The organism is Devosia sp. SL43, from assembly GCF_021729885.1.
GTDB lineage: Bacteria > Pseudomonadota > Alphaproteobacteria > Rhizobiales > Devosiaceae > Devosia.
In genome coordinates this window covers 2,543,363-2,569,259 of the sequence record NZ_CP063401.1, presented here as the reverse complement: position 1 = coordinate 2,569,259, position 25,897 = coordinate 2,543,363, and the positions used below count along the sequence as shown (strand labels likewise).

The window sequence follows — 25,897 nt, the reverse complement described above, 5'->3', positions numbered from 1 at the left end:
GTGAGCGGCGTGCCGTTTCTCAAGATGAACGGGCTGGGCAACCAGATTGTCGTGGTCGACATGCGCGGTCGTGCCGACCGCGTCACGGCCGCTGCTGCGATCGCCATCAATGCCACATCAGGAACCAAGTTCGACCAGATCATGGCCATCCATGATCCGCGCACGCCGGGCACGGCCAACTATATCGAGATCATCAATTCCGATGGCAGCAAGGCGCAAGCCTGCGGCAATGGCATGCGCTGCGTGGTACAGGCCTTGACGGCGGAACAGGGCCGGCAGGCCTTCACCTTCGAGACGGTCGCGGGGATTCTGTTCGGCGAAGAGCAGCCCGATGGCATGATCACCGTCGATATGGGGACGCCTAAATTCGCCTGGTACGACATTCCACTGGCCGAGGAATTCGCCGATACGCGCAAGATCGAGCTGCAGATCGGGCCGATCGATGCACCGGTGCTGCATTCGCCGTCGGTGGCCTCAATGGGCAACCCGCATGCCACCTTCTGGGTCAACCAGGATGTGTGGAGCTACGCCCTCGACCGCTTCGGCCCGATGCTGGAAAACCATCCCATCTTCCCCGAGCGCGCCAATATTTCGTTGGCCCAGGTGATGGCGCCGGACAAGATCATCCTGCGCACTTGGGAGCGCGGCGCCGGCCTTACCGAGGCTTGTGGAACCGCTGCCTGCGCCGCCGTGGTCAATGGCGCCCGTACGCGCCGCACTGGACGTGCCGTGACCGTGACACTGCCGGGTGGCGATCTCTTCATCGAATGGCGCGATGACGACCATGTCGTGCTGACCGGGCCGGCCGAGCTCGAATGGACCGGCACGCTCGATCCGGCCACCGGCGCCTGGACGCGCAGCGAGGCCGCGGCCTGATGGCTGTCGAAACGCTGACATTCGGCTGCCGGCTCAACGCCTATGAAGCCGGGGTGATGAAGGCCGAGGCCGAAAGGGCGGGGCTCGACAATGCCATCATCGTCAATACCTGCGCCGTGACGCAGGAGGCGGTCAAGCATGCCAAACAAGCAGTGCGCAAGGCGCGGCGCGACAATCCTCTAGCGCGCATCATCGTCACCGGCTGCGCGGCGCAGACCGAGGGCCGCTCCTTTGGCGACATGCCGGAAGTCGACCTCGTTATCGGCAATGCCGACAAGATGAAGGCCGAAAGCTACCAGCCGATGGTGTTCGGCGCGCCGCTCAACGACAAGGTGCAGGTCAACGACATCATGGGCGTGCGGGAAACCGCGGGCCACCTGATCGAGGGCATGGACGGCTATACGCGGGCCTTCGTGCAGGTGCAGAATGGCTGCGATCACCGCTGCACCTTCTGCATCATCCCGTTTGGCCGCGGCCCTTCGCGCTCGGTGCCGATGGGCGCCGTGGTCGAGCAGATCAAGAAGCTCGTCGCCAATGGCTGTCGCGAAGTGGTGCTGACCGGCGTCGACATCACCTCCTATGGTCCCGATCTTCCGGGCCAGCCGACGCTGGGCAAGCTGACGCAGTCGATCTTGCGTCATGTGCCTGACCTGCCGCGCCTGCGGATTTCGTCGATCGACTCGATCGAGGCGGATGAGGCTCTGTACGATGCAGTGGCGTCTGACCGCCGGCTGATGCCGCATCTGCATCTCAGCCTGCAATCGGGCGACGACCTGATCTTGAAGCGCATGAAGCGTCGCCATTCGCGCGACGATGCATTGGCCATTGTCGCCAAGCTGCGCAGCCTGCGGCCCGACATTGTGTTCGGCGCCGATATCATTACCGGCTTTCCGACAGAGACGGATGCGATGTTCGAAAACACGCTTCGCATCGTTGATGAGGCCGGGCTGACCTATCTCCACGTCTTCCCCTATTCACCGCGCAAAGGCACGCCAGCGGCCCGCATGCCGCAGGTCAGCCGGCGCGTGGCCCGTGACCGCGCAATGCTGTTGCGGGCAGAGGGGGACAAGCAGTTCGCCAAGCTCGCGGCGTCGCGGGTTGGGGTTATCGAATCGGTATTGGTGGAGCGCGGTGGCCTGGGGCGAACCGAGCAGTTCATGCCGGTTGCGATGCCGGGTGAGCAACCGGGTCAGCTGCTGGCCGTTCGGATTACGGGTGCCCTAGCCGACGGCCTCGTCGGTGAAGCGCTGAGAGAAGCGGCTTGATCTGGGCACGCCCTCGTGGTTCGAGGGTCGCAAAGTGCTTCCGCCTCACCATGAGGACTGCTGGAGCATCGAGTTTGGAGTAGCCCTCATGGTGAGGTGCGAGTTCTTCACGAGCCTCGAACCACGAGTGCGTGGCACAGACTGAAAGCGAACTATGACCGACAAGAAGCCGGGATTTTTCAAGCGCCTGTTCGGCGGCGAGCAGCCGGTGCAGCCGCCTGCGCCGCCGGAAGCTGTGCCGGCACCGCAACCGGTTCCGCTGCCACAGCCTGTCGAGCCGACGCCTGCCCCGGAACCGCAACCGGCGCCCGAAGAGGTACCGCTGCCCGGTCCGCCAGAAACCACGCCTGACTATGTCGAAGACATCGAGGAAGCCGCTGCGGCCATGGCAGTGGAAACCATTCCGGTCGCCCTCGACCCGCCTGCGGTGCTCGAGGTGCCCGTAGAAGCGCCGCGCCAAGGCTGGTTCGCGCGTCTTGCCACCGGCCTCAAGCGCTCGTCGGATCAGCTCACCGGCTCGATCACCTCGGTCTTCACCAAGCGCAAGCTCGATGCGGCGACGCTCGATGAACTGGAAGATGTGCTGATCCAGGCCGATCTCGGTATCGAGACGGCGATGGCGATCACCGAGACTTTGCGCCGCGATCGTTTCGATCGCGATGTGTCGGGCGAAGACGTGCGGGCCGTGCTGGCTGCCGAGGTCGAGAAGGTGCTCGGCCCGGTGGCGCGACCGCTGGTCGTCGATACCGCGCAAAAGCCCTTCATCATCCTGATGATCGGGGTGAATGGTTCGGGCAAGACCACCACGATCGGCAAGCTGGCGCAGCAATATGCGGCCGAGGGCCGTTCGGTAATGCTGGCGGCCGGCGACACGTTCCGCGCCGCAGCCATCGAGCAGCTGCAGATTTGGGGTCAGCGCACCAATGCAACCGTGATCAGCCGTCCTGCCGGGTCGGACGCCTCGGGGCTTGCCTTCGATGCCGTAACGCAGGCCAGGGCCGAAGGTCGCGACGTGCTGATCATCGATACGGCCGGACGGCTGCAGAACCGCGACGAGCTGATGAACGAGCTCGAAAAGGTCATCCGCGTCATCAAGAAGGTCGACCCGTCTGCGCCGCATGCCACATTGCTCACGCTCGATGCTACGACAGGGCAGAATGCGCTCAAGCAGGTGGAGATTTTCGGCCAGCGGGCAGGCGTGACGGGGTTGGTCATGACCAAGCTCGATGGCACGGCGCGGGGCGGCATTCTGGTCGCCATCGCCAGGAAATTCGGCCTGCCGGTACACTTTATTGGCGTCGGCGAAGGGGTCGGCGATCTCGAACCGTTTACCGCCAGCGACTTCGCCAAGGCCATCGCTGGGCGCGACTAGCCGTAATCTTACCACGCTTGCGGCCTATCCCGCCCTTGCATGGTGTTGCGCTTGCGCTCACATTGCCCCTGTTGCCGATTGAGATTTGTCCATGACCGATAAAGCCGCCGAGCCCGAGATCAATTGGGACGAACTGCGCCCGCAGATCATCAAGATGGCACTCGAACTGGGGCCGCTGGTGATCTTCTTCATCGCCAATGCGCGGGCCGACATCTTCGTCGCCACCGCCTGGTTCATGGGCGCCATGGCGATCTCGCTGGTGCTGACCTGGTTGATCCTCAAGAAGATCGCCGTCATGCCGCTGGTGACCGGTGTCGTGGTGCTGGTGTTTGGCGGCCTCACCCTCTGGCTGCAGGACGATACGTTTATCAAGATCAAGCCGACCATCACCAATTCGCTGTTCGCGGCGGTGCTGCTGGGTGGCCTGCTGTTTGGCCATTCGCTGCTAAAATACGTGTTTGGCGATGTCTACAAGCTCAAGCCGGAGGGCTGGAGCAAGCTGACACTCAACTGGGGCCTGTTCTTCGTCGTTCTCGCCATCATCAACGAAGTGCTGTGGCGCAATTTCTCGACCGATATCTGGGTGGCCTTCAAGGTCTGGGGCGTGATGCCGCTGACGGTGATCTTCTCGATCAGCCAGCTGTCGCTGCTCAACAAGTATGCCCCGGCCAGCGAGCCGGCCCATGTACCGCCCATCGTGGTGGAAAGCTGATCCGCAGACGCGGACCAGCTTGATGTGCCTCAGGCCGCAGGCACAGCGCCACCGGCAAACAGGCCGATAACCACACCCTGGATCACCAGAACGCCCAGCAGATGCAGGCCGTCGATAATGGTCAGCGACCATTTGAGGCCTTCATAGCGGTGGTTGAGGATCAGGGTGGTGATGACGAAGCCCAGCCACATATGCGCGCCGACGATGGCGCCGCCCAGGACGGTCACCTCGCCAAGCAGAGCCGGCGCCAGCAAGGCCAGGAAATAGGCCATGATGAACTCGACGACCACTGACCAGATGAATGGCGTGTAGCCAACGTTGAGCTCGGCTGGGGTCTTGCCCAGCGCGGCCATCCATTGCTTGGACAGGCCCATATACCAGGCGGCGCCGAAGGCGAAGCTGGCGACCGTGGCCAGCACGACGGCCAGCCAGTTGACGGCGAAATGCGAAATCATGATGTGTCCCCCAAGCGCGAGTGCGCGCGGGGAGATTAGCGCGCTCGTTTAGCGGACGCTACAGGCCACCCATCTTGCAAATCAGGTTCCACTCGGCTTCGCTGACCTTCGACACCGACAGGCGGGAGTATTTGACCAACTCCAGTTCCGCCAGCTCGGGCGTAGCTTTGACCGTGGCCAGCGTCACCGGCTTGGGCAGAGGCTTGACCGCTTCGACGTCGACGCATTGCCAGACGATGTTGCCCTTGTCATTGGGCTCGGCGGTGGAATCGGGATGCGCCAGGGCGATCACCTTGATGATGCCGACGATCTCCTTGCCGATATTGGAGTGGTAGAAAAAGGCGAGGTCGCCCAGCTGCATGGCCACCATGTTGTTGCGCGCCGTGTAGTTGCGCACGCCGTGCCACTGCTCAGGTTCGCCGCGCTTGGTCTTGGCCACCATGTCATCGAACGAGAAGACGTCCGGCTCCGATTTCATCAGCCAATAGGCCATGGCTCAGAACTCCCGGTTTGTGTGGTTGATGGCCACGCGCCAGGGCTTGACTTCAACCGAACCAAAAATGCCCTCGGCGACGAATGGATCGGCCATGAAGGAGGCGGTGGCGGCCTCGATTGTGTCGGCTTCGAGTACCAGGAGCGAGCCTTCGGGGTTGCCGTCGGCACCCATCAGGGCGCCGGCCAGCACCAGTTTCTCGCCCATGGCTTTGAGATGCTCCAGATGCACCGGGCGGGTCGCGATGCGCTTGTCGCCCATATCAGGCTTGTCCTTGGCGATCATGGCGAATAGCGGCATTGTCAGTCCTCGCGTTTGAGCGGCCGGGACATCAGTCCCGCCACCACTGTGGCAATATCGGCCTTGCGGCCCAGCACGGCATGCACGGCCGAAATCAGCGGTGCGTCGACATTGAGGCTCCGGGCCAGGGCGTCGGCAACCGGCGTGGTGCTGACGCCTTCGGCCAGCTTGGCGCCGGAAGCCATGATGGCTTCGACGGTTTCGCCGCGGCCCAGCGCCATGCCGAACTGGTAATTGCGCGATTGCACCGAGGTGCAGGTCAGCGTCAGGTCACCCAGGCCCGCAAGGCCGGTCAGCGTGGTGGCCGATCCGCCCATGGCCGAGACCATGCGCGCCATTTCGGCATAGGCGCGAGCGATCAATGCCGAGCGGGCCGAAGCGCCAAGATTGGCGCCATCCACGGCGCCACAGGCCAGGGCATAGACATTCTTGAGGGCACCGGCGACCTCGACGCCAATGCGGTCATCGGCGGCATAGGGGCGGAAGCTTGGGCCGGCGAGCGCGGCGGCAAGGTCCGAGGTCTGGCTGGCGTCGTCGCCGGCCAGGGTTACCGCGGTTGGTCGGCCGGCGGCGACGTCGGCGGCAAAGCTAGGGCCTGACAGCACGAAGGGGATCGCCGACGGCGCCATATCGGCCAGGATTTCGCTCTGTCGGTCAAGCGTTCCGGTTTCGAGGCCCTTGGCGGACAGGATGACCGGACGGTGCGCCAGCAGGGCCGGGTCGAGGGCAGCCAGCGCCGAGCGGCTTGATTGCGCCGGCACGGCGAGGATGACGATATCGGCCGGCTCTGCCGAAACGCTCGCCGAAAGGGTGGGGAGCAGGGTTTGCTCGCCAAGATACCGGCTGTTTGTATGTTTTGTATTGATCTCGTCGGCCTGCGCTTGGTCGCGCACGACCAGCGACACGGTTCGTCCCGCCATGGCTGCAGCCTGGGCCAATGCCGTGCCCCAGGCGCCGCCGCCGATGACGCTGACGGTTTCAAGCGGCATCTGAAGTCACCTTCATGTCGGGCAGATCCAATGGCCAGCGGGGGCGGGCGACGACATCGAGTGGGTCGATGGCGCCCAGCATAAAGCGCTCGGCGCCGGCCCAGGCGACCATGGCGCCATTGTCGGTACAGAGGGCGATGGGGGGCACAATCAGGCTCGCGCCGGCTTCGGCACAGGCCTGACGCAAAGCGGCACCGATTGCCTGGTTGGCGGCGACACCGCCGGCAACGATCAGCCTCGGTTCATGGCCTGGCAGCTCCGCCTTGAACCGCGCCAGCGCCTGTCGGCCGCGCACAGCGACGATCTCCGCCACCGCAGCCTGGAAACTGGCGGCGATATCGGCCACGTCCTGGTCACGCAACGGCGCCAGCGCCTCGGCCTGCAACCGGACGGCGGTCTTGAGGCCGGAGAAGGAAAAATCGAGTCGGGCTTCGCGCAGCAGGGGGCGGGGAAACTTGAAGCGCTTCGGATCGCCCGACTTCGCGATGGCTTCGACTGCCGGTCCGCCGGGATGCCCAAGGCTGAGCAACTTGGCCACCTTGTCGAAGGCCTCGCCCAGCGCATCGTCGATGGTCGTGCCCCAGCGCTCATAGTCGCCGACGCCGCGCACCAGCACGAACTGGCTATGCCCGCCGCTGACCAGAAGCATGAGGTATGGGAAGGCTACCCCATCGGTCAGCCGCGCCGTCAGGGCGTGAGCCTCAAGGTGGTTGACCGCGATCAGCGGCTTGTCGAGCGCCGCCGCCAGCGCCTTGGCCGTGGTCAGGCCGACCAGCACACCCCCGATCAGGCCCGGGCCGGCGGTGGCCGCAATGGCATCGACATCGCCAAGTGCGATACCCGCCTCGCGGCAGGCCTGGGCGATGATGTGGTCGAGATAGGTCACGTGGGCGCGGGCGGCGAGTTCGGGCACCACGCCGCCGAATGCCGCATGTTCATCGAGCTGGCTGCGGACCACATTGGAACGAATCGTTGAATTGCCGAATTGGTCGCGCACGACGATGGCCGCCGCGGTTTCGTCGCAGCTGGTCTCTATGCCGAGGATGATGGCTGGCGCTTGCCCGGTCACGATGAACTGGTTACTCCCTCAGGGGGTTGTCCCCTGCCTACTATAGGACGTTCGGACTTTGCAATCATCGACACCTTTCGCCCGCATCGGAACGCGTGGCAGCCCGCTGGCGCTGACACAGGCGCGGTTGGTGCGTAGCCTGTTGGCACAGGCGCATGGTGTCAGCGAGGACGATATCGCCATTGAGGTGATTTCGACCGGTGGCGATCGGAGCCAGGCCAGCAATGCCAGCCTCGTCGAAATCGGCGGCAAGGGTCTGTTCACCAAGGAAATCGACGACGCGATGCTATCAGGCCGCGTCGATATTGGCGTGCACTCGTCCAAGGACGTGGCGACGCGCCTGCCCGATGGCATTACGCTGGTGGCGTTCCTCGAGCGCGAGGATGTGCGTGACGCCTTCATGTCGGTGAAGGTGCAGAGCCTCGATCACCTGGGCGAACGGGCCAAGTTCGGTACGTCGTCGATCCGTCGTGCTGCGCAGGTGCTGCGGGTACGGCCCGATCTTGAGATCGTGCCGTTTCGCGGCAATGTCGGGACGCGGCTGCAGAAGCTGCTCGACGGCGTGGCCGATGCCACCATGCTGGCCATGGCCGGTCTCAACCGGCTGGGCGAAGGCCACCGCGCCACGGCCCTGCTCGATCCTGATATCTTCATGCCGGCGCCTGCCCAGGGCGCCATCGGCATCGCGGTGCGCAGCGACGATGCGCGCATGGCCGGTCTGGTCGCAGCGCTCGATCATGCGCCGACGCACACGGCCATCACGGCCGAGCGCGCCATGCTGGCGGTGCTGGACGGCTCCTGCCGCACCCCGGTCGGGGCGCTCAGCCGGTTCGATGGCGACACGCTGACCCTCAAGGGGCAAATCCTGAGTCTGGACGGCAAGACTGCTTTCGACAGTGTCGCGACCGGCACCGATCCCATCGCGCTTGGCCGGCAGGTCGGCGACGATCTCATCGCCCAGGCCGGCACCGAGTGGCTGGCGCAATGGGCCCGCACATGATGCGCATGCTGGTCACCCGCCCCGAACCGGATGCGCAGGTGACGCTGGCGCGGCTGCGGGCGCTCGATATCGAGGCGACGGCGGCGCCGCTGATGGTGCGCGAGACGCTCGATGCCAGCCTGCCACCACCAGATGGCTTTGCCGCCGTTGTGCTGACCAGCGCCAATGCGGTCCGGTCACTGTCCGATCGTGGGGTGCTCGCTGATTATGCCCATCTGCCCGTGCTGGCGGTGGGTGACCGCACGGCCCGCGAGGCCGAAGAGGCCGGCTTTGCCAAGGTCAGCAGCGCTGCCGGCGCCCTGAGCGATCTGGTCAACGCGATCCGAATCTCAGGACTCAAGGGGCCGCTGTTTCATCCCACGGCCCGCCATCAGAGCGGCGACTTGGCCAAGGCGCTTGCCCCGCTGGGCGTGATGGTGGCGACGGCCAAAATCTACGACATGGTGGCGATCGAGGCCTTGCCCGATGCGGTTCTGGCCGCCCTTGCCGATGGCAGCATCGGCTCGGTTCTCGCCTATTCTCGTCGCACGGCGGAAATTTTTGCGACACTGGCCGGTGCGCTCGATCCGGCCCAGCGTCGCCGCATCGCCATGCTGTGTCTCAGCGAGGCCGTGGCCGGGCCGCTGCTCGAAGCGCATTTCCACCGTATCAGCCTGGCCGACCGGCCTGACGAAGATGCGATGATGACGCTCGCACTGGCTGTTGCCCGCGAGCAAACTGCGCCATGATCGGCACCAAGAAGAGGACACCCTGAGATGGCGGACAGCAAGGGGAACGAACCCAAACCTGGTGATAGCAAGCCAGTCGACAGCAAGCCGGAGGCGGTTAAATCCGGCGCGGTCAAGCCGCCCGTGCTTGATCTCAAGGCACGCGCCACCGGAACCGATGCGCCCGAATCGACGCCAAAGCCGAAGCCGGCGGAGAAGCCCGTTGAGAAACCTGCGGCGTCGACGGCTGCCAGTGCTGGCGGCTTCCCGCTCGGCGCGACGATAGCCGGCGGCGCCCTTGGCCTCGCGGCCGCCTATGGTTTGGCCTTCTTCGGTCTCTGGCCCGCGGCGCCCTCCACCCCGGTGGTCGCCGACCCACGCCTTGCCCAATTCGCCACCGCCATTCCCGAACTCGAAACGGTGACGCAGACCACCCAGTCCGAACTGGCGACACTGACCCAGCGGGTCGGCGCGCTCGAAACCGCTCCGGCGCCGGCGGCCACAGCGGCAGCCCCTACCGCGACCGATCTCGGACCGGTCGAGGCCGACATCTCTGCTCTCAGTGCGCGCCTCGATGTGCTGGGGACAGGGGAAGCCACGCCTGATGGTGGCATCGAGACGCTCCGCACCGATCTGGCGGCGCTTGGCACCAGGCTGGACGAGCTGGCCGCTCGCGTCGGCACGGCGGAGGCCGGTTTGCGCACGCTCGACACCACGGTCACCCAGACCACTGCGACCCTGGCCGACCAGCCCAGCGATATCGGCGCCGTGCTGCAGCTGCCGCTGATTCTCTCCGGCTTCGAAACCGCTTTTGCCACCGGCCGCCCCTATGAGACGGAGCTGGCCACCCTGCGCGCCGCTGTGCCTGGCGCCGTGATCCCCACTGATATCGCCAATGCGGCGGCCACCGGCCTCGTCCGTCCGGACGCCATTGCGCGGCGGTTCGACGAGGTCTTGCCGGCCATGCTGGCCGGGCGTCCCGCCGATCCGAACGCACAGTGGCAGGATGGCGCGCTCGACTGGCTTGCTGCTGCCGTCGCGCTGCGCCCGACCGGCGAGATCGAAGGCGACACGCCCGAAGCGGTGATGTCACGGCTGGTCGGCGCCGTGGAGCGCCGCGACTTCGCCAATGCCGCGACCCTGCTGGCCAGTTTGCCCGCACCGATGCAGGCGGCGGCCGAGGACGTGCCGGCCCTGATAAAGGTTCAGGCGGAGGCCGCGACATTCCTCGAAACTCTGCGCAATCAGGCGCTGAGCGGCGAGGCGGCGCAATGATCCGTCTGGCCTCCTGGATTGTCGGTAGCCTCCTGGTCGCAGCGCTCGCTGCCTGGCTGATCTCGCTGCCCGGCACGCTGACGCTGGAGGCGGCCGGCTACAGCATCCAGCCGCGCCTGGGCACGGCGGTCTTCATCGTCATCATCGTGGCGCTGCTGGTCATCGCCGTCTGGGCAGTGGTCCGGCGCATCATCTCGGCCCCACGCGCCATGGCGCGGCGCAATCGCGAGCGTCGGCGCGAGCAGGGCGTGGAAGCACTGGGCGATGCCGTCATCGCCTTGCAGGCTGGCGACCCGGCCCGAGCCCGGGCTCTGGCTCGCGAGGCGCAGGCCAGGCTGCCACAAAATGCCGCGGCGCGGCTGCTGGAAGCCCGCGCCGATCTCGCGCTTGGCGACATGCCGGCGGCGCGGGAGCACTATCGTGCGCTCATTGCCAGCGACAAGACGGCAGTTGCCGCCCTCACCGGCCTCTACGATCAGGCGCGCGCCCAGCATCGTCCGGAAGCCGCGCTGACCTTTGCCCGCAAGGCGCTGGCCCTCGCCCCCAATAGCGGCTGGGCTGCCGATGCCGTGTTTGACGATCTGACTCGGCGCGGCCAATGGGCCGATGCGGTGGCCATGGTCAATGTCGAGCAGGCCACCAGCCGCGAGGATCGGGCGCGCAAGCGCCGCCGTCAGGCCGTGATCGAAACGGCCCGTGCCCGCGAGGCCGAGACTACCAATCCGCTGGTCGCCCTCGAGCATGCGCTGACCGCGCTCAAGCTGCTGCCGGACTTCGTGCCGGCGGCGTTGATTGCCGCGCGCATTCACAGCAATCGCGGCGAGGCGCGCAAGGCCATGAGCCTGCTGCGCCGCATCTGGCGCTCCACCGGCCATCCCGATGTGGCGGCGCTCTATTCCCATGCCCAACCGGGCGCTTCGGCGGTCGATCGCCTCAAGCGCCTCGGTGAGATCATCGAGACGCCCCCGCCGCATCGCGCCGCCGGCCTGGCCTTGGCCCGCGCCGCCATCGACGCCTATGACTGGCCGCTGGCGCGCAAGGCGCTGGCTCCGTTCATCGGCACCGATGTTACGCAGGGTGTCGCCAGCCTGATGGCCGAGATCGAGGAGGGCGAGAATGGCGACCAGGGCAAAGCCCGCGAATGGCTGGCCCGCGCCATGCGGGCACCGCGCGATCCGGCCTGGACCGCCGACGGCCTGATCAGCGACGAATGGGAGCCGGTGTCGCCGGTGACCGGACGGCTCGATGCCTTCGAATGGAAAGTGCCGGTCACCCTCACGGGCCGGCCCGCGGCGCCCCTGCCACCGGCACAATTGCCCGCCGAGGCGCCCTTGCCTCTTGCACCGGCCCAAAACCCCACGTAAAAGGCCAGCCGTTGCCGCATTAGCTCAGTTGGTAGAGCACATCATTCGTAATGATGGGGTCAGGTGTTCGAGTCACCTATGCGGCACCATTCCTCCATGCTGCCGGTCTGTTTTATGATGGCTTGGGCTGTCATTAGTGACCTATTGAGCTTATCACGGGACTTTGTAGAGTAGACCGCGTCAAGCGGCAGGAACTGCGCTAGTATTGAACCATTGGGAGTCCGGCGGGCGAGCGTCGGTGATTTAAGAGGGCAAGTAGTATGCGGGCGGTTTTTCAGGGTCTCGGCGCTGGCCTTTTGGCTTTCGCGATCGGGGCCGGCGCAGCGCCAGTTTCGGCCGGGGAGACCGAACTGGCCGTTCTGACCTCGTATATCGGCAACTGGCAGGGTGAGGGCGCGCTGGTTGGCGGCGACCAACCTGAGCCGTTCCGCTGCCGTCTGGCCGTGGCCAAAGGCAACCAGACCAAGGTGACCTATACCGGGCGCTGCAGCCTGGTCAGCGCCAATCTATCCATCAGCGGCACCATCGCCTTCAATGACGAGAGCCAGCGCTACGAAGCCGCCATGAGCTCCAATGCCGGCTTCACCGGGCTTGCCATAGGCAAGCTAACAGGGCAGCAGATCACCTTCGACCTGCGTGAGCGGCAGCGTGATCAGTCGGGCAGCGATGTGCGCATCGGTTCGCAGATCGTGCTGGTCAATGACGGCATTACGGTCAACTTTGAGGTCGAGTTCAACAATTCCGGTGATGTCCTGACGGCATCGGTCCCCTTTTCCCGATAGCCTGACTCGTGCATAGCTGCGCCAGCCTGTCTGGTGCTGCGGGGTTGCACGGTCTGCTGGGCGAATGAGGGAAGATGGATTTGTCACCGGTCAAGAACGGCGTGCCGATCATCAATGCAGTCGATGTGACGTATAGTCTCGAGGTTGCAGGGGAGCCGCTGCATATTCTCAAGGGTGTATCGCTGCGCGTCGACCCTGCCGAGGTCGTGGCCATTGTCGGCCCCTCGGGCAGCGGCAAGACCTCGTTGCTGATGCTGCTGGCCGGACTTGAGCGTGCCACGTCGGGGCGGGTGATGGTGGGCGGGCAGGACCTGTCGCAGATCGGCGAGGACGACCTGGCGCGGTTTCGGCGCAAGTCGCTCGGCATCGTGTTTCAGAGCTTTCACCTGATCCCGTCGCTGACCGCGCTCGACAATGTGGCGCTGGCCCTCGAGATCGCCTCGCCGGAGCTGTCGATGAAAGAGGTGCGCGCCGCCGCAGCCGCGACCTTGGCCGCCGTGGGTCTGGGGCAGCGCCTCGATCACCGGCCGACGGCTCTGTCGGGCGGTGAGCAGCAGCGCGTGGGCCTCGCCCGCGCCATGGTCACCAACCCGCCGCTGCTGCTGGCGGATGAGCCAACCGGCAATCTCGACCAGGAAACCGGCGCGCTGGTGATGGACCTGATGTTCGACCTGGCGCGCAAACGCGGCACAGCGGTGGTGATGATCACCCATGATCCGGGTCTGGCGAAACGGGCCGATCGCGCGCTGACCATGATGCAGGGCGAGCTGACCGAAGCTGCGGCGGCCCATTGATGCGTGCCATCTGGGCGACCATTCGCATTGGCCTACTAGACCTGCGCGGCGATATCCGGCGCTTCGTGCTGCTGGTGGTGTGTCTTGCCGTCGGCACGGCGCTCATTGCCGGCGTCAATTCGGTGGGCACCAGCGTTGCAATCGCCGTCGACAGCAGCGCGGCCGAGCTGATGGGCGGCGACCTCGAATTGTCGCGAGCCGATCGTCCGGCAACACCGGAAGAGTTGCGGGGCATAGCGGCTTTCGGTGTCGTGGCCTCGGTGGTCGATACCAATCTGCGGGCGCAGTCGGCTGCGGGTGACTCCTTCGTCGATCTGGCGGCAGTTGGTGACGGTTACCCGTTGCTCGGCGCGGTCCAGAGTGCCCAGATGCCTTTGGGCACATCGGTTGGCGAGTTCCTGGCGGAGCGCGATGGCTTTCCTGGGGCTTTGGTCGATCCACTCATGCTCGATCAACTCGGCATTGCGGTCGGCGACCGGTTTCAGCTCGGTGGCACCGAATTCGAGGCGCGCGGCATCCTCACCAAGTTGCCCGATGCACCCGTGCGCGGTTTCCGGCTCGGTCTGACCACCGTCATTACCGCCGAGGGCTTTGCTGCCGTCTCCGACCGGACCTCGCCGCTGCCGGGATTGGGCAGCTGGTTCCGCTACAAGATCCGGCTCGATGGGCAGGATGCCGAAGCGGCAAGAACGGGGCTCGAAGACCAGTTCGCCAGCAGCGGCTGGACCATCCGCACGGCGCGCGACGGCCTGGGGCCGATGGTGCGCTACTACGACCTCTTCATGCGCTTCCTGGTCATTGTCGGCCTCGGTTCGCTGCTGATTGGCGGGGTCAGCGTCTGGGCCGGTATGCAGGCCTATATCGCCGAGCGCGCCAATGTCATCGCCATCCTGCGCAGCGTCGGTGCCGATCGCTGGCGGGTACTCCTGCATTTCTTCTCCCAGGTCGGCATGCTGGCCGCTATCGGTGTGGGCATTGGCCTGCTGGTCGGTGGCTCGGTCGCCTATTTCATCCTGCCGCTGGTCGGGCAGGCGGTCGATATCGACCTGCCGGCGACGCTGCATCTGCAGCCCCTGCTGATCGCGGCAGGGGCCGGCTTTGCCACGGCATTCGGCTTTGCCTATCTGCCGCTGCAGCAGGCGCAGGCCATCCGGCCGGTGCATCTGTTCCGCTCCAAGGGCCTGTCGGCGCCGCCGGTCGACTGGCGCGGGCTGCTGACGTCCTGGCAGGTGCTGCCGCTGGTCGTCATTCTCGTGGTCTTCCTGCTGCTGGCGGTGGCGATGACGGGCGATATCCTGCTTGTCGCGGGCTTTGCCGCAGCCAGTGCCTTGTCGGTGCTGGTGCTGCAGCTCTTCGTCACCCTGGTGCGCTGGGCGATGCGTCGCCTGCCCGAGCCGCGCTGGCGTATTCTGCGCCACGCGTTGCGCGCCATTGCCAGCACCGGGTCCAATGCCGCATCGGTGGTGATGGCGGCGGGCATGGCGCTGACCATGCTGATCGTGGTGCTGGTGCTGCAGGACAATCTGCGCCAGGAATTCCTGGGCGCATCGTCCTTCGATGTACCGACTTTCGTTGCCTCCGACCTCTTCCCCGACGAGGTCGATAGCCTCGCCGCCATGTCGGGCCCAGGCACAGATATCACTCAGTCCGTGGTCACGCCGATGCTGCGCGGGGCGCTCACCCAGGTCAACGGCAGCGATGTCGCCAGCCTGCGCACGCGCGGACCGGAGGCGACGTTCCTGCTCTCGGGCGAAGTGCCGCTGACCTTCCGTGCCGCCATGCCGGCTTCGTCCAAGCTGGTCGACGGACAATGGTGGCCGCAAGACTATGCCGGACCGGGCCTGGTCTCGCTGCATCAGAGCCTTCGTTCGGGGTTGGGCGTCAATATCGGCGACAGCCTGACCTTCCTCATCTTCGGCGAGATGGTGACCGTCGAGGTCGCCAGCTTCCGAGATTACTCGTGGCAGGGTGGCATCGATTTTCTGGCGACGTTCTCGCCGGGAGTACTGGATGCCTATCCGACGACATTGTTTGTCGCGGTCACGGCCAATCCGGGCCGCGAGGAGGCAGTCGAGCGTGCTCTGGCCGTGGCCTTGCCCGATATCCGCTTCGTTGCCATCGGCGATACGCTGCAGCAGATCACCGCGGCGCTGACCCAGCTCTCCTTTGCCGCCACGCTGGTAGGTGGGCTGGCGGTGGGCAATGGCTTGCTCGTGCTCACGGGCAGCCTTGCGGCCGGGCGCCGGCAGCGCGAGGCCGATACGGTTATCGGCAAGGTGCTGGGCGCCACGCGCGTCGAACTCCTCATCATGGCCTTCGTGCAGTATTTCATCCTTGCCGTGCTGGCGACGATACCGGCTGCCGCGTTGGGCATCAGCCTCGCCTGGCTGGCGGGCATGGTGATGCTGGATGTCGCCTTCTCGTTCGATGCCGACGTGCTGCTGGTCGTGCTGGCGGTGGCGGCAATCATGACGGCGGTGCTAGGCGCCATGACCATTCTGCGGGCGGCATCGACGCGGCCGGCGCTGTTGCTGCGCGATATGTAGCTAGCGCGGCTCTAAAGCCGCCAGCGCAGCGTCATAGGCCTGACGGGCCGAGGCGCGGACATGGCGGTTCTCGTGCTGCCCCACAGTCTGCGAGAACAGCAGCTGGCGTTCCTCGTCCGTCGAGAGGAAGAACGGGAAGCGCTGGGCGACCCGGCCGCGAATTGAATCGACTGTCGCGCCGAACAGGGCCACCGGAAAATGCAGGCCCGGATAGCTGCGCTGGTCGGCCAGCCGCTCTGAGCCAAAAACGCGTTTGTAGAACGGGCCATGCTCGGGCCGCACCAGTGCCAGGCACTGGTCGGCGCCAAAATGCACCGAAGCCATGGCGGCGATACGCAGCGTCAGGAACGGCAGGGCCGGATAGGCCAGCGACGCCTCACGGTCGGCGGTAAAGCGGCTGGGATCGATGAAGGTCATGCCGGCATCGAGCATGGGCCCCAGCACGTCAGGGAAGACCCTGAGGCTGGGCGAGGTGCGATTGGTGGCCGTCAGATGGTGCAGCCGGATCGAACTGACCAGTTCGTCATCGATATAGATGCCGAAGCTCATATTGTTGGGCGCGCTATCGAGGTCGTCGATGCAGATCTCGTCCGGATTGTGATCCATGAAGCCTTCGCGCGTATAGGCGCGATAGCGCAGCCGATAGATCGGATCGTCGATCACCGCCGGATCGACGCGCGCATAGCTTACTTGGTCCAGGATATCGAGCAGACTGCCCGAAAAGCGTGAAGGTGCGCCGGCCCGCGCTGCGGCCGCACTGTCAGGATCGATATGCATGAAGAGCCCGCCGCTACAAATCTCGGGGCTACGTTAACAATTGATTAACCCTTAATGAAGGCGCGAACCAATTCATGGTTAACATGCGTCCGACATGCCGGATGCTCAGCGGCGAGCGATAGCGAGTTTGGGGGCAACTTGGCTGCCATGGTGGGCGGTCAGCAGGCGCGTCATGGCCTCCAGGCTAAGCGGCGGCCCGTAAACGAAGCCCTGGATCTGATCGATGCGCGTCTCGGCGACGAGCAGGTTAAGCTGGCCCTCGGTCTCGACGCCCTCGACCGTGATCTTGAGGTTGAGGTCCTTGCCCAACTGCGCCACGTTGGCGACGAGCCGCAGGGCCTGCGGGTCGTTTTCGATGTCGATAACGAAGCTGCGGTCGATCTTGAGCTTGGTCAGCGGCAGCGCCTGCAGGTAGCTCAGCGACGAATAGCCGGTGCCGAAATCGTCGAGCGCCACGCCGACGCCGCGTTTGCAGAGCGACGACAGGGCCGCATAGGCCGCCTCGCGTTCCTCGATCACTGCTGTCTCGGTCACCTCGATTTCGAGGCGCTGTGGTGGCAGCCCCGAGGCTTCGAGCGCGGCGATGACCATGGCCTCGACGTCGCCGGCGCGGAAGTCGCGGGCGGAGACGTTGACGGCGACGGTGGTCTGGCCGGGCCAGGCCTGGCAATCGCGTGTCGCCATCATCAGGACGGCCCGCGTCAGGTCGGTAATCAGGCCGGTTTCCTCGGCGATGGGAATGAAGGTTGCCGGCGAGATGGCGCCATAGACGGAATGGGTCCAACGGGCCAGCGCCTCGCAGCCGACGATGCGGTTCTGCCGGGGGTCGATCACGGCCTGATAGGCCAGCGTCAGTCCGCCCTTGAAGATGGCATCCTTGAGATCGGCCTTGAGCTGCTGGCGCATGTGATACTCGGTATCCATGCGATCGTGGAACTGCACGACCTTGGCTTTGCCGTCGGCCTTGGCGGCATAGATGGCGAGGTCTGCCTTGACCATCAGGCTTTCGAGCGTGTCTTCGAGGTCGTCGGAAATCACCACGCCGATGCTGATATCGACAACGAACTTGCGGCCGGGAATGGCGACTGGCTCGCGCATACTGCCAATGACAGCTTCGGCAGCGCCGACGAGACTTTCGGGCGAGGCGCCATCGAGGCGGAAGGCGATGAATTCGTCGCCGCCAAGCCGCGCACAGATCGTGCCGGGCCCAAAGGCATCGCGCAAGCGGCGACCCAGCGCGGCCAGCACCTGGTCGCCGGCCAGATGGCCCATCGTGTCGTTGATATGCTTGAAGTCGTCGATATCGACGATCCACAGAGCGGCCTTGCCCGGCTCGCCGGTCTCGCGCCGTTCGCGCAGGGCGGCTTCGACCTGCTCGGCGAAGTAGCCGCGGTTGGGCAGCCCTGTCAGGGCGTCATAGCGCGCCATGTAGCTGATGCGCTCTTCGGCGATGACGCGCTCGGAAATGTCCTCGAGCAGCAGCACGGTCTTGGACCGGCGGGACGACACCGACACTTCATAATATTTGCCGGCCCGGACGCTGAGCAGCACTTTGCCGCTCGAACGGGCGCCGATCAGGGCCAGCAGCTGGTCGTGCGCGGCGCGGGGCATGCTGCCTTTGGCAACGGCAACGTCGAACAGGGCAGTTGCTGGGTGGCCTACCCAGCCTTCCGAGTCGGGCAGTTCGAACGCATCGAGTGCCCGCGCATTGGCCACTTCGATCTTGCCATTATAGTCCAGCATGAGCAGGCCATGCTCGAGCGTTGCCAGCGCGGTATCGAGCTGGCCGGCCAGGGCCGAAGCGGCAAGGCGGCCATGCACGGCGCGCAGCAGGATCTGGCGCGCATTGCCGGCAATCTGCCGCAGGCTGGCAAAGAACGGTCCCAGCAGGATGGTCAGCAAGGCATAGTAGATGTCGCCGACCAGCAGCAGCCCAATGGCCAGCGGCACGCCGATCAGCAGGACCTGGATGGTCATCAGACGGTCCACGGCGAAATTGCGCTGCGAGACGCCGATCAGCACCGAGACCGAGACCGAAGCGGCGGTCAGTTCGGCAAAGGGCGTTCTGACCATCCAGAAGCTGACCATGCACCAGGTGCCATAGGTGGCGGCGATGGCCGCAGCGCCGATGGTGGCCCGCATCTCCCAATGTACGGCCTTGCGCACATCGGTATCGGCAAGCTTGACCTTCTCGAAGGCCAGCATGTCCGCGTTGCGGACGAGGCTGACCAGAATGAACAGGACCGAGAAGATGCCCAGCAACGGCGACTGCGCCTGCAGGGCAGCCACCGCCGCCGCGATGGCGGAGCCGAAGGCGCCCAGCAGCATGGAGCGACGGTCCGCATAGAGCGAGCGGATCATCGACACATAATCGACGGGCGGCAGGATGCGGTGGGCGGGTTCGAAGATCATGCCTGCATGCCTCCAACGGCCAGGCGAGCACGTTCGCGCCGCGGGTCAATAGAGCCCGGGCGCTGCATCTGCTGCAGTCTGGTGTTGGCGGCGCGCATCATCGCAACCCTCGTGTACCGACCCAGTCAACAGCAGGGCGGTTAAGAGGGTGTTGCAGCTGAACAAATTGGCTGCTTGGACGGATGGGAATTCGCCGGAAAAGTGAATCGGCGCTTAATGATTGGCCTGATCGGTGCCGTCGGTGCGTCTTGGGAACGCAGCGCTAAGTGACATAGCGGCTTCACCACGTTGGGCCTGTGCCATCGAAGGGTCGCTTTTGCGGCTCTAGTGAAGGGCTGTCAGCGGGGCGACGGCCTAATGCTTGACGATGGCGGATTTGATCCAGGCATTTTGGAGAAGTGGCATGGTGGATAAGCTCAGTGCGGCAGAACGCGAAGCCGGTCTCAAGACACTCAATGGCTGGGTGTTTGACGAAGCTGCCGGTGCCATTCGCCATGTGTTCAAGTTCAAGGACTTCTCTGAGGCCTTCGCCTTCATGACACGCGTCGCGCTGGCGGCGGAAAAGACCGGTCATCACCCCGATTGGGCCAATAGCTACAATACCGTCACGATCAGCCTGTCGACCCACGATGCCGGCGGGCTCAGCGCCAAGGACGTGGCTCTGGCCCAGGCGATCGATAAGATCGTCGCCTAGAACCTGGCTCAATGGAAATTGCGACCGCCCGGTAGCGCCGCATAGGCGAGGCGACGGGCTCTTTCGATTTCGAGCAGCGCCGTGCGTTCGCGACCGGGACCGGGGTCCGAGCGCCCCTCGTCGCCGCGCGCCAGGATGCGGGTGCCGATATCCTGACCATGCGCTAGATCGAGCAGGTGGCCCGTCATGTCGGTCAGCTGTTCGGCGATGATGTGGATGACCAGCCCTTCGCACTGCAACTGCCCGCGCACCGCCAGCAGCCGCGCGCCCAGAATGGTCTTGCGATTGGCCTCGAAGACCTTTGGCCAGATCACGATATTGGCGATGCCGGTTTCGTCCTCGAGCGTAGCGAAGATCACCCCGCTGGCGGTTCCCGGCCGTTGCCGTACCAGCACAAGGCCGGCCACTTCGATACGGCTGCCGGGTTTTGCCTGAGCGAGTTGACTGGAGCGCGTCACCCGGCGGGCTTCCAACATGGGGCGCAGGAACTGCACCGGATGGCCCTTGAGCGAAAAGGACAGCGTCGAATAATCGTGGATGACCTCCTCGCCAAGCATCATCCTGGGCAGGTCGGCTTCGATATCGCGCTCGGTCGTGACCCTGCCGGCGGCTTCGAATAGCGGCAGCGTATCGGCGCCGTGGGTGCCAATCAGCCCCTTGACCGCCCACAAGGCCTCGCGCCGTGACAGGCCCAGCGAGGCAAAGGCATCGGCCCGAGCCAGTTTTTCGAGCGTGGCGATCGGCACGCCGGTGCGCAGCCAGAGATCGCGTACCGAATCGTAGCCGCCGCCGCGTCGCGCCACGATACGGTTGATATCGGCCTCTGGCACCCCGACGACCTGCGAAAAGCCCAGTCGAATGGCTTTGTCGGAGTGAATATCACCAGCCATATCAGCATGTTGCGGCCAAAGATGCGCGGCAGCCGGGCGGCTGTTCCCCTCCAGCACGCATTCGAGATCGGACAGGTTGACGTCGACTTCCCGCACTTCAACGCCATGCTCGATCGCATCGCGAATGATCTGGCTGGGCGCATAAAAGCCCATGGGCTGGCTGTTGAGCAGCGCGCAGGCAAACACATCGGGGTAATGGCATTTGAGCCAGCAGGAGGCATAGACCAGCAGCGCAAACGAAGCAGCGTGGCTTTCGGGGAAACCGTATTCGGCAAAGCCCTTGATCTGGGCAAAACAGCGCTGGGCAAATTCGAGCGGGTAATTGTTCGCGGTCATGCCATCGAGAAAGCGTTTCTCGAAAATCTGGATTCTGCCCGTCCGCCGCCATGCCGCCATGGCGCGCCGCAGCTGATCGGCCTCGCCGGCAGAAAAGCCGGCGCCCTCGATCGCCATCTGCATGGCCTGTTCCTGGAACAGCGGGATGCCCAGGGTGCGTTCGAGAACAGCATCCAGCCGGTCACCTGGTTTGGCCGCCCATGTCTCGATACCGTCACGGCGCTTGAGATAGGGATGCACCATGCCGCCCTGGATCGGTCCGGGCCGGACGATGGCAACCTCGATAACTAGGTCGTAGAATTTCGTCGGCTTGAGCCGCGGCAGCATCGACATCTGCGCCCGGCTCTCGATCTGGAACACGCCGATCGTATCGGCACGATGGGTCATGGCGTAGACGCGTTCCTTGGCGAACGGACCCTTGCCAGCCTCTTCGGCCAGCAGTTCGACCAGCTTGGGTTTCTGGCCGTAATGCACCTGCATCAGCTCGAAACCACGGCGCAGGCAGCTCAGCATGCCCAGCGCCAGCACATCGACCTTGAGAATGGCAAGGGCGTCGATGTCGTCCTTGTTCCATTCGATGATCATCCGGCTGTCCATGGCCGTCTTGCCGATGGGGACCAGGCTTTCGAGGGAGTCGCGGGTGATGACGAAGCCGCCGACATGCTGGCTGAGATGGCGCGGAAAGCCGCGCAGAACCTTGATGACCTCGAACATCTGCGCCAGCGTTGGATCATCGGGGCTCAGCCCGATCTTGGTCATTTCAGCCAGACCGAGCTTGGAGCCCCAGCCCCAGTGCAACTGGTTGAGGGCGGCCACGGTGTCTTCGGACACGCCAAACACCTTGGCGCTCTCGCGGATGGCACTCTTGGAGCGGTAGGAGATGACATTGGCGGTCAGGCCCGTGCGCTTGCCGCCATATTTCTTGTAGACATACTGCATCACCTCTTCGCGGCGCTCATGCTCGAAATCGACGTCGATATCGGGCGGTTCGTCGCGCTCGGTCGAGATGAAACGACCAAACACCAGGTTGGCGTTTTCCGGATCGACCTCGGTGATTTCGAGACAAAAGCAGACCGTTGAATTGGCGGCCGATCCGCGCCCCTGGCACATGATCTTGCGGTCATTGCGGGCGAACATGACGATGTCATGCACGGTCAGGAAATAGGCGGCATAGCCCTTGTAACCGATGAGGCAGAGCTCGTTCCAGAGACTGCGCTTGAGCTTGTCCGAGAGGCCGCCGGGATAGCGCCTGGCTGCGCCAGCCCAGGTCAGCCGCTCCAGCGTCTGCTGGGCCGTTTCCCCGTTACCCACCGTCTCCTCGGGATAATTGTATTTGAGCTGATCGAGCGAGAAGCCGATGCGGGCGATGAAAAGCTGGGTTTCGGCGACGGCATCGGGATGTTCCCTGAACAGGCGGAGCATTTCGCCCGCCGGCTTGATATGCCGCTCGGCATTGGCGGCGAGCTGCCAGCCGGCCGTTTCCAGCGTCAGGTGTTCGCGGATGCAGGTCACCACATCCTGCACCATGCGCCGGTCCGGTTCGTGATAGCGCACATCGTTGGTGGCCAGGAGGGCCGCTTGATGGCGCCTGGCGAGTTGATCCAATCGATTAAGCCTGGCGCGGTCCTGCCCATCGAACCGGCAGGCTCCCGCCAGCCAGACCCGGCCCGCTGCCATGCGGGACAAATAATCCAGCGTCTGTTCGGTGAGGCCCCAATCGCGCTCGTCCGGAATGAGGATGAAGAGCTGGTTCTGGGCGTAGTTTTCCGGCGGACCCTGCTCGACTTGGGATGCGGGATGGCCGGAGCCGAAGAGATCGGTGAAATAGAGCACCGGCTTGCCCTTTTCGCCGCGCTGGTTGGCCACGGTCAGCAGCTTGCAGAGGCGGCCATAGGCGACGCGATTGGTGGGATAGGCGACGATGTCGGGCGTGCCATCGGCAAAGCAGAGGCGCACGCCGACCAGGTAGCGAAAGCCGGGGTATTCCTCCTTGTTGTCGCGCGCCACCACATAGCCGCGCACCACGCCGGCGAAGCTGTTGCGGTCGGCAACGCCGAGGGCGGTCAGGCCCAGATGCATGGAAGCGGACACCATTTCCTCCGGGTGGGAACCGCCATGGAGAAAGGAAAAATTGGTGGTGGCGACCAGCTCTGCGAAAGCCAGCGCTGGAGGGGACGGCTGAGGTCGCGGCCGCGCCCGGGGTTCGAAGGCAATGACCTGGCTCATGCAAAGATGCCGTGCAGATACCAGATTGCCGGCTCGTCCGGCTGATGCTCGCCATGCCGGTAGATCCAGAAGCGGTGCCCTTGGGCATCTTCGACGACGTAGTAGTCGCGGGTGCTCGCCTCGGGATCGAACAGGACCAGGTTGGGGATATAGGGTGGCTCCTCGCCCTTTTCGGGCTTTTTGGGCGGCACCAGTTGCAGGCGCTGGCCGCTGCGCCACCATTCGGCGCCCAGGCGCTCGGGGCCGGATGCCTTTTCGATCTTGTAGCTCTGGCGCCGCCAGATCATCGAGGCCGGCAGACCATCGGGCACTTCGGCATTGATGGCGACCATTTCGGGCATGGGCAGAAGGCGCAGCGGGCGCGTGAGGTTGGGCCGCAGGGGATCGGGCGGATTGGGGCTGGCAGCCAGCGCAGGGACCAGGCGGGCGGCCCGTTCAGGAATATGGCTCGCCACCAATTGCGTGCGCAGCACCGCCAACGTACCCAGCCGGCTGCTCATGCGGTCATTGAGCTGGTCGAGATCCTCGGCGACCCCCTGATGGGAAAAGGCGCCGAGCTGGACCGCATCGAGTTCGGAGACCGAACTGACCGCCAGCCGGATCATGTCGATGCCGAAGCCGGCATCATATTCGCCCGACAGGCGCTCCGAGCGGTTGGAGAAGAGCTTGGTGATATGGTCCGGATCGCGCGACAGCCGAGCAGAATTGACCGAGAGCGTCATCACCTTGTGGTCGACGCGATAGAGGAACAGGTGAAAGGCCTGTCCACCCAGCCCCTCGGCTTCGAGCCGGATGCCCAGCTGGATGGCCAGGTCATGCGTCGTCATCAGCACGTCGTCCATCAGCCCGATGGGATCGGCGAAGCGCCGTTCGGCATAGCGCTCGGCCGGGGGCAGGCGCGGCGTCATCCGCTCTTCGACGAGGCCAAAAGCCTGGTCGAGCCGGGTCAGCAGCGAGAGCCCGAACCGTGCCTGCAAAGGCTTGCGGTCGCGGGGCCGAACCTGGCCGATGGTCTTGAGCCCCATCTGGGTCAGTCCGGCGATCTGGGCCGGGGTCAGCCGCAGGGCGGAAACGGGCAGGGTATCGAGGATAGGCACGAGGTCGGCGGCCTCCACCACCTGGCTGCGGGCGAAATGGCTGACCGCCCAGGCGGCGCCAATGGTGGGGGCGATGGCGCCCGACACCGTATAGCCCAGCTCGCGCAGTCGGGTCAGCAAGAGCCGCAGCATGGCGCGTTCGCCACCGAACAGATGGGCCACCCCGGTTATGTCGAGCACCAGGTCGCCGAAGGCGGCGGCATCTGTCAGCACAGAAACCAGAGGGCTGGCATTGGAGTGCCAGTCGGCGAAATCGGCGAAGACGGCCTCGAGCAGGGGCCGGTCGATCTCGCGCACGGTGATATCGGGCACCATGGCGCGGGCATCGGCCAGGTTCTGCCCGACGGAAAGACCGGCTCTGGCGGCATCGGCATCAATGGCCGCCAGCCGCAGGCCGCCCTTGATGCGCTCATAGAGCACCAGGGGTCCGATCAGTCCGGGCTCACGCCGTTTCAGGCAATCGGTGGGCCAATGGGGCAGGAACAGCACGAGGAACCGGCGGCAGGCCAGTGACCCGGTCTGCATTGCCGATCCGAGCAGGGAATGTTGCAAATCCATTTTCCGTCCAACCCAGCAGCCATTCGGCCTGATGCATGATCGTTCCGCGTTCGAGCTGTGCCCGCCATCGGGGTGGTCCGGGCGCATGGATGTCATGGCGCTGGCCGGCGCTGTGGGCCGGCATCAGCCGCCAGCGCAGATGGGCGGCACTGGCCTCGCGCGCCACGCCATAGCGCAGCATGAAGATGGAGCCGCCGGTATTGGCGGCTCGCATGCTGAGGCGGCGGCTGGCGGTAAAGTCGAGCAGCTTGGAATGGCTGCCGATATCGGCCACCACAGCGGCCACGGCCCGACAGGCAATAGCCTCCTCTGTTGCCCAGAGCAGCTCGGCCATATTGGCCACCCGCACCAGGATAAGGGCATCGGGATCGAGCCCGAAGCTCAGCAGGCCCGGCCCATAGGGCAGGCCCAGCTTCTGGCCCTCGTCGGCCAACTGCAGGTAGATGATGGCGAGGCGCTGGCTGGTGAGCAGGGTTTTGGCCTGTCCCAGGGCAAAGCCGAGCAGGGCGCCGGCATTGCGACGGTCATCGGTAAAGACCTCCTGCAACAGGCCGCCCGCCAAAACCGGGAAGTCCCGGGTCTTGTCCGCCACGACAGCGCGTGCCTCGGCCAAAGCAGGCTTGCGCTCGATATCGGCAATGGCATCGCGCAGCGCGGCCAGGCGCTGTTGGCGGTCGGGGGTGCTCATCGAGCCACCTTCCTGAGTGAACAAAACAGGAACATGTTGACTCCGAATCTTTTGGGAGTCGAGTCCTTTTTGTGGCGAGCCGGTGTGGCGCTTCCGCATCAGCACCGGTCAAGACCGCGTGACCGGCGTTTCAGGCCCTTTCACAAATCGGGTGAACCGCTAAGTCTTGTGCAGCGCGCTTCTCCCGGCGCGCCAACCCATTTTGCTCTGTTTGCTCCCC

The 25,897-nt window shown here is 64.9% G+C and carries 22 protein-coding genes and 1 tRNA gene; 13 read left to right on the top strand and 10 right to left on the bottom strand.

The genetic code is table 11. The features are described 5' to 3' along the window. Positions 1-24 precede the first annotated feature (24 nt). From dapF to IM737_RS12560, 4 genes are all read left to right on the top strand, one after another. Entirely contained in the window at positions 25-876 is an 852-nt protein-coding gene (gene dapF, locus IM737_RS12575) for a diaminopimelate epimerase (protein WP_236899915.1), read from the top strand. Then, a complete protein-coding gene (gene mtaB / locus IM737_RS12570) occupies positions 876-2,141 on the top strand; it encodes a tRNA (N(6)-L-threonylcarbamoyladenosine(37)-C(2))-methylthiotransferase MtaB (protein WP_236894277.1) in 1,266 nt (421 codons plus the stop codon). Before dapF ends, mtaB begins: the two co-directional genes overlap by 1 nt. 154 nt (positions 2,142-2,295) lie before the next feature. Then, positions 2,296-3,513, top strand: a complete 1,218-nt coding sequence (ftsY, locus tag IM737_RS12565) for a signal recognition particle-docking protein FtsY (RefSeq protein ID WP_236894276.1) — start codon at positions 2,296-2,298, stop codon at positions 3,511-3,513. A 91-nt stretch (positions 3,514-3,604) separates the two neighbouring features. Next, positions 3,605-4,225, top strand: coding sequence for a septation protein A (locus IM737_RS12560; protein WP_236894275.1), 621 nt, complete (start codon positions 3,605-3,607; stop codon positions 4,223-4,225). Positions 4,226-4,254: 29 nt separating this feature from the next. Here IM737_RS12560 and IM737_RS12555 read toward each other — a convergent pair whose 3' ends face one another. Genes IM737_RS12555 through tsaD form a run of 5 tightly spaced genes read right to left on the bottom strand, consistent with a single transcriptional unit; the run spans position 4,255 to position 7,510 of the window. After that, positions 4,255-4,680: a DUF1761 domain-containing protein gene (locus tag IM737_RS12555; RefSeq protein ID WP_236894274.1), complete on the bottom strand. Its 426-nt coding sequence runs from the start codon at positions 4,678-4,680 to the stop codon at positions 4,255-4,257. 58 nt (positions 4,681-4,738) lie between these two features. After that, the gene (locus tag IM737_RS12550) at positions 4,739-5,173 is read right to left on the bottom strand and encodes an EVE domain-containing protein (protein ID WP_236894273.1); all 435 of its coding nucleotides are present in this window, start codon (positions 5,171-5,173) and stop codon (positions 4,739-4,741) included. A gap of 3 nt (positions 5,174-5,176) precedes the next feature. After that, positions 5,177-5,473, bottom strand: a complete 297-nt coding sequence (locus tag IM737_RS12545; RefSeq protein WP_236894272.1) for a YciI family protein — start codon at positions 5,471-5,473, stop codon at positions 5,177-5,179. A gap of 2 nt (positions 5,474-5,475) precedes the next feature. Further along, positions 5,476-6,462, bottom strand: coding sequence for an NAD(P)H-dependent glycerol-3-phosphate dehydrogenase (locus tag IM737_RS12540; RefSeq protein ID WP_236894271.1), 987 nt, complete (start codon positions 6,460-6,462; stop codon positions 5,476-5,478). Continuing rightward, positions 6,452-7,510: a tRNA (adenosine(37)-N6)-threonylcarbamoyltransferase complex transferase subunit TsaD gene (gene tsaD, locus IM737_RS12535; RefSeq protein ID WP_442874204.1), complete on the bottom strand. Its 1,059-nt coding sequence runs from the start codon at positions 7,508-7,510 to the stop codon at positions 6,452-6,454. The genes IM737_RS12540 and tsaD overlap by 11 nt, the downstream gene beginning before the upstream one ends. Before the next feature lie 79 nt (positions 7,511-7,589). On the opposite strand from tsaD, the gene hemC reads away from it, so the two are divergent. The 8 genes from hemC (at position 7,590) to IM737_RS12495 (ending at position 15,999) form a co-directional block, all read left to right on the top strand. Next, the gene (hemC, locus tag IM737_RS12530; RefSeq protein ID WP_236894269.1) at positions 7,590-8,531 is read left to right on the top strand and encodes a hydroxymethylbilane synthase; all 942 of its coding nucleotides are present in this window, start codon (positions 7,590-7,592) and stop codon (positions 8,529-8,531) included. Next, a complete protein-coding gene (locus IM737_RS12525) occupies positions 8,528-9,259 on the top strand; it encodes a uroporphyrinogen-III synthase (RefSeq protein WP_236894268.1) in 732 nt (243 codons plus the stop codon). Before hemC ends, IM737_RS12525 begins: the two co-directional genes overlap by 4 nt. 27 nt (positions 9,260-9,286) lie before the next feature. After that, complete coding sequence (locus IM737_RS12520; protein WP_236894267.1) at positions 9,287-10,513, top strand: hypothetical protein; 1,227 nt, start codon at positions 9,287-9,289, stop codon at positions 10,511-10,513. Next, the gene (locus IM737_RS12515) at positions 10,510-11,877 is read left to right on the top strand and encodes a heme biosynthesis protein HemY (protein ID WP_236894266.1); all 1,368 of its coding nucleotides are present in this window, start codon (positions 10,510-10,512) and stop codon (positions 11,875-11,877) included. The genes IM737_RS12520 and IM737_RS12515 overlap by 4 nt, the downstream gene beginning before the upstream one ends. 13 nt (positions 11,878-11,890) lie before the next feature. After that, positions 11,891-11,966, top strand: a tRNA-Thr gene (locus IM737_RS12510). A 171-nt stretch (positions 11,967-12,137) separates the two neighbouring features. Beyond that, on the top strand, positions 12,138-12,659 hold the full coding sequence (locus IM737_RS12505; protein ID WP_236894265.1) for a heme-binding beta-barrel domain-containing protein: 522 nt from the start codon (positions 12,138-12,140) through the stop codon (positions 12,657-12,659). Between the two features lie 74 nt (positions 12,660-12,733). Then, positions 12,734-13,453: an ABC transporter ATP-binding protein gene (locus tag IM737_RS12500; RefSeq protein WP_236894264.1), complete on the top strand. Its 720-nt coding sequence runs from the start codon at positions 12,734-12,736 to the stop codon at positions 13,451-13,453. Further along, the gene (locus IM737_RS12495) at positions 13,453-15,999 is read left to right on the top strand and encodes an ABC transporter permease (protein WP_236894263.1); all 2,547 of its coding nucleotides are present in this window, start codon (positions 13,453-13,455) and stop codon (positions 15,997-15,999) included. Before IM737_RS12500 ends, IM737_RS12495 begins: the two co-directional genes overlap by 1 nt. Here IM737_RS12495 and IM737_RS12490 read toward each other — a convergent pair whose 3' ends face one another. Together IM737_RS12490 and IM737_RS12485 are read right to left on the bottom strand one after the other, a co-directional pair. Continuing rightward, entirely contained in the window at positions 16,000-16,776 is a 777-nt protein-coding gene (locus IM737_RS12490) for an N-acyl amino acid synthase FeeM domain-containing protein (protein ID WP_236894262.1), read from the bottom strand. A 105-nt stretch (positions 16,777-16,881) separates the two neighbouring features. Then, positions 16,882-19,188 carry a putative bifunctional diguanylate cyclase/phosphodiesterase gene (locus tag IM737_RS12485; protein ID WP_236894261.1) on the bottom strand — a complete coding sequence of 769 codons (2,307 nt, stop codon included), beginning with the start codon at positions 19,186-19,188 and terminating at the stop codon, positions 16,882-16,884. A gap of 406 nt (positions 19,189-19,594) precedes the next feature. Between IM737_RS12485 and IM737_RS12480 the strand changes: the two genes are divergently transcribed. Then, positions 19,595-19,882: a 4a-hydroxytetrahydrobiopterin dehydratase gene (locus tag IM737_RS12480; protein WP_236899914.1), complete on the top strand. Its 288-nt coding sequence runs from the start codon at positions 19,595-19,597 to the stop codon at positions 19,880-19,882. 8 nt (positions 19,883-19,890) lie between these two features. Here the strand turns inward: IM737_RS12480 and IM737_RS12475 are convergent, their stop codons facing one another. From IM737_RS12475 to IM737_RS12465, 3 genes are read right to left on the bottom strand one after another with little or no spacing between them, the layout of a single operon-like run. After that, positions 19,891-23,334 carry an error-prone DNA polymerase gene (locus IM737_RS12475; RefSeq protein ID WP_236894260.1) on the bottom strand — a complete coding sequence of 1,148 codons (3,444 nt, stop codon included), beginning with the start codon at positions 23,332-23,334 and terminating at the stop codon, positions 19,891-19,893. Next, entirely contained in the window at positions 23,331-24,989 is a 1,659-nt protein-coding gene (locus IM737_RS12470) for a Y-family DNA polymerase (RefSeq protein ID WP_236894259.1), read from the bottom strand. The genes IM737_RS12475 and IM737_RS12470 overlap by 4 nt, the downstream gene beginning before the upstream one ends. Then, positions 24,874-25,677: a hypothetical protein gene (locus IM737_RS12465; RefSeq protein ID WP_236894258.1), complete on the bottom strand. Its 804-nt coding sequence runs from the start codon at positions 25,675-25,677 to the stop codon at positions 24,874-24,876. The genes IM737_RS12470 and IM737_RS12465 overlap by 116 nt, the downstream gene beginning before the upstream one ends. Positions 25,678-25,897: the final 220 nt, after the last annotated feature.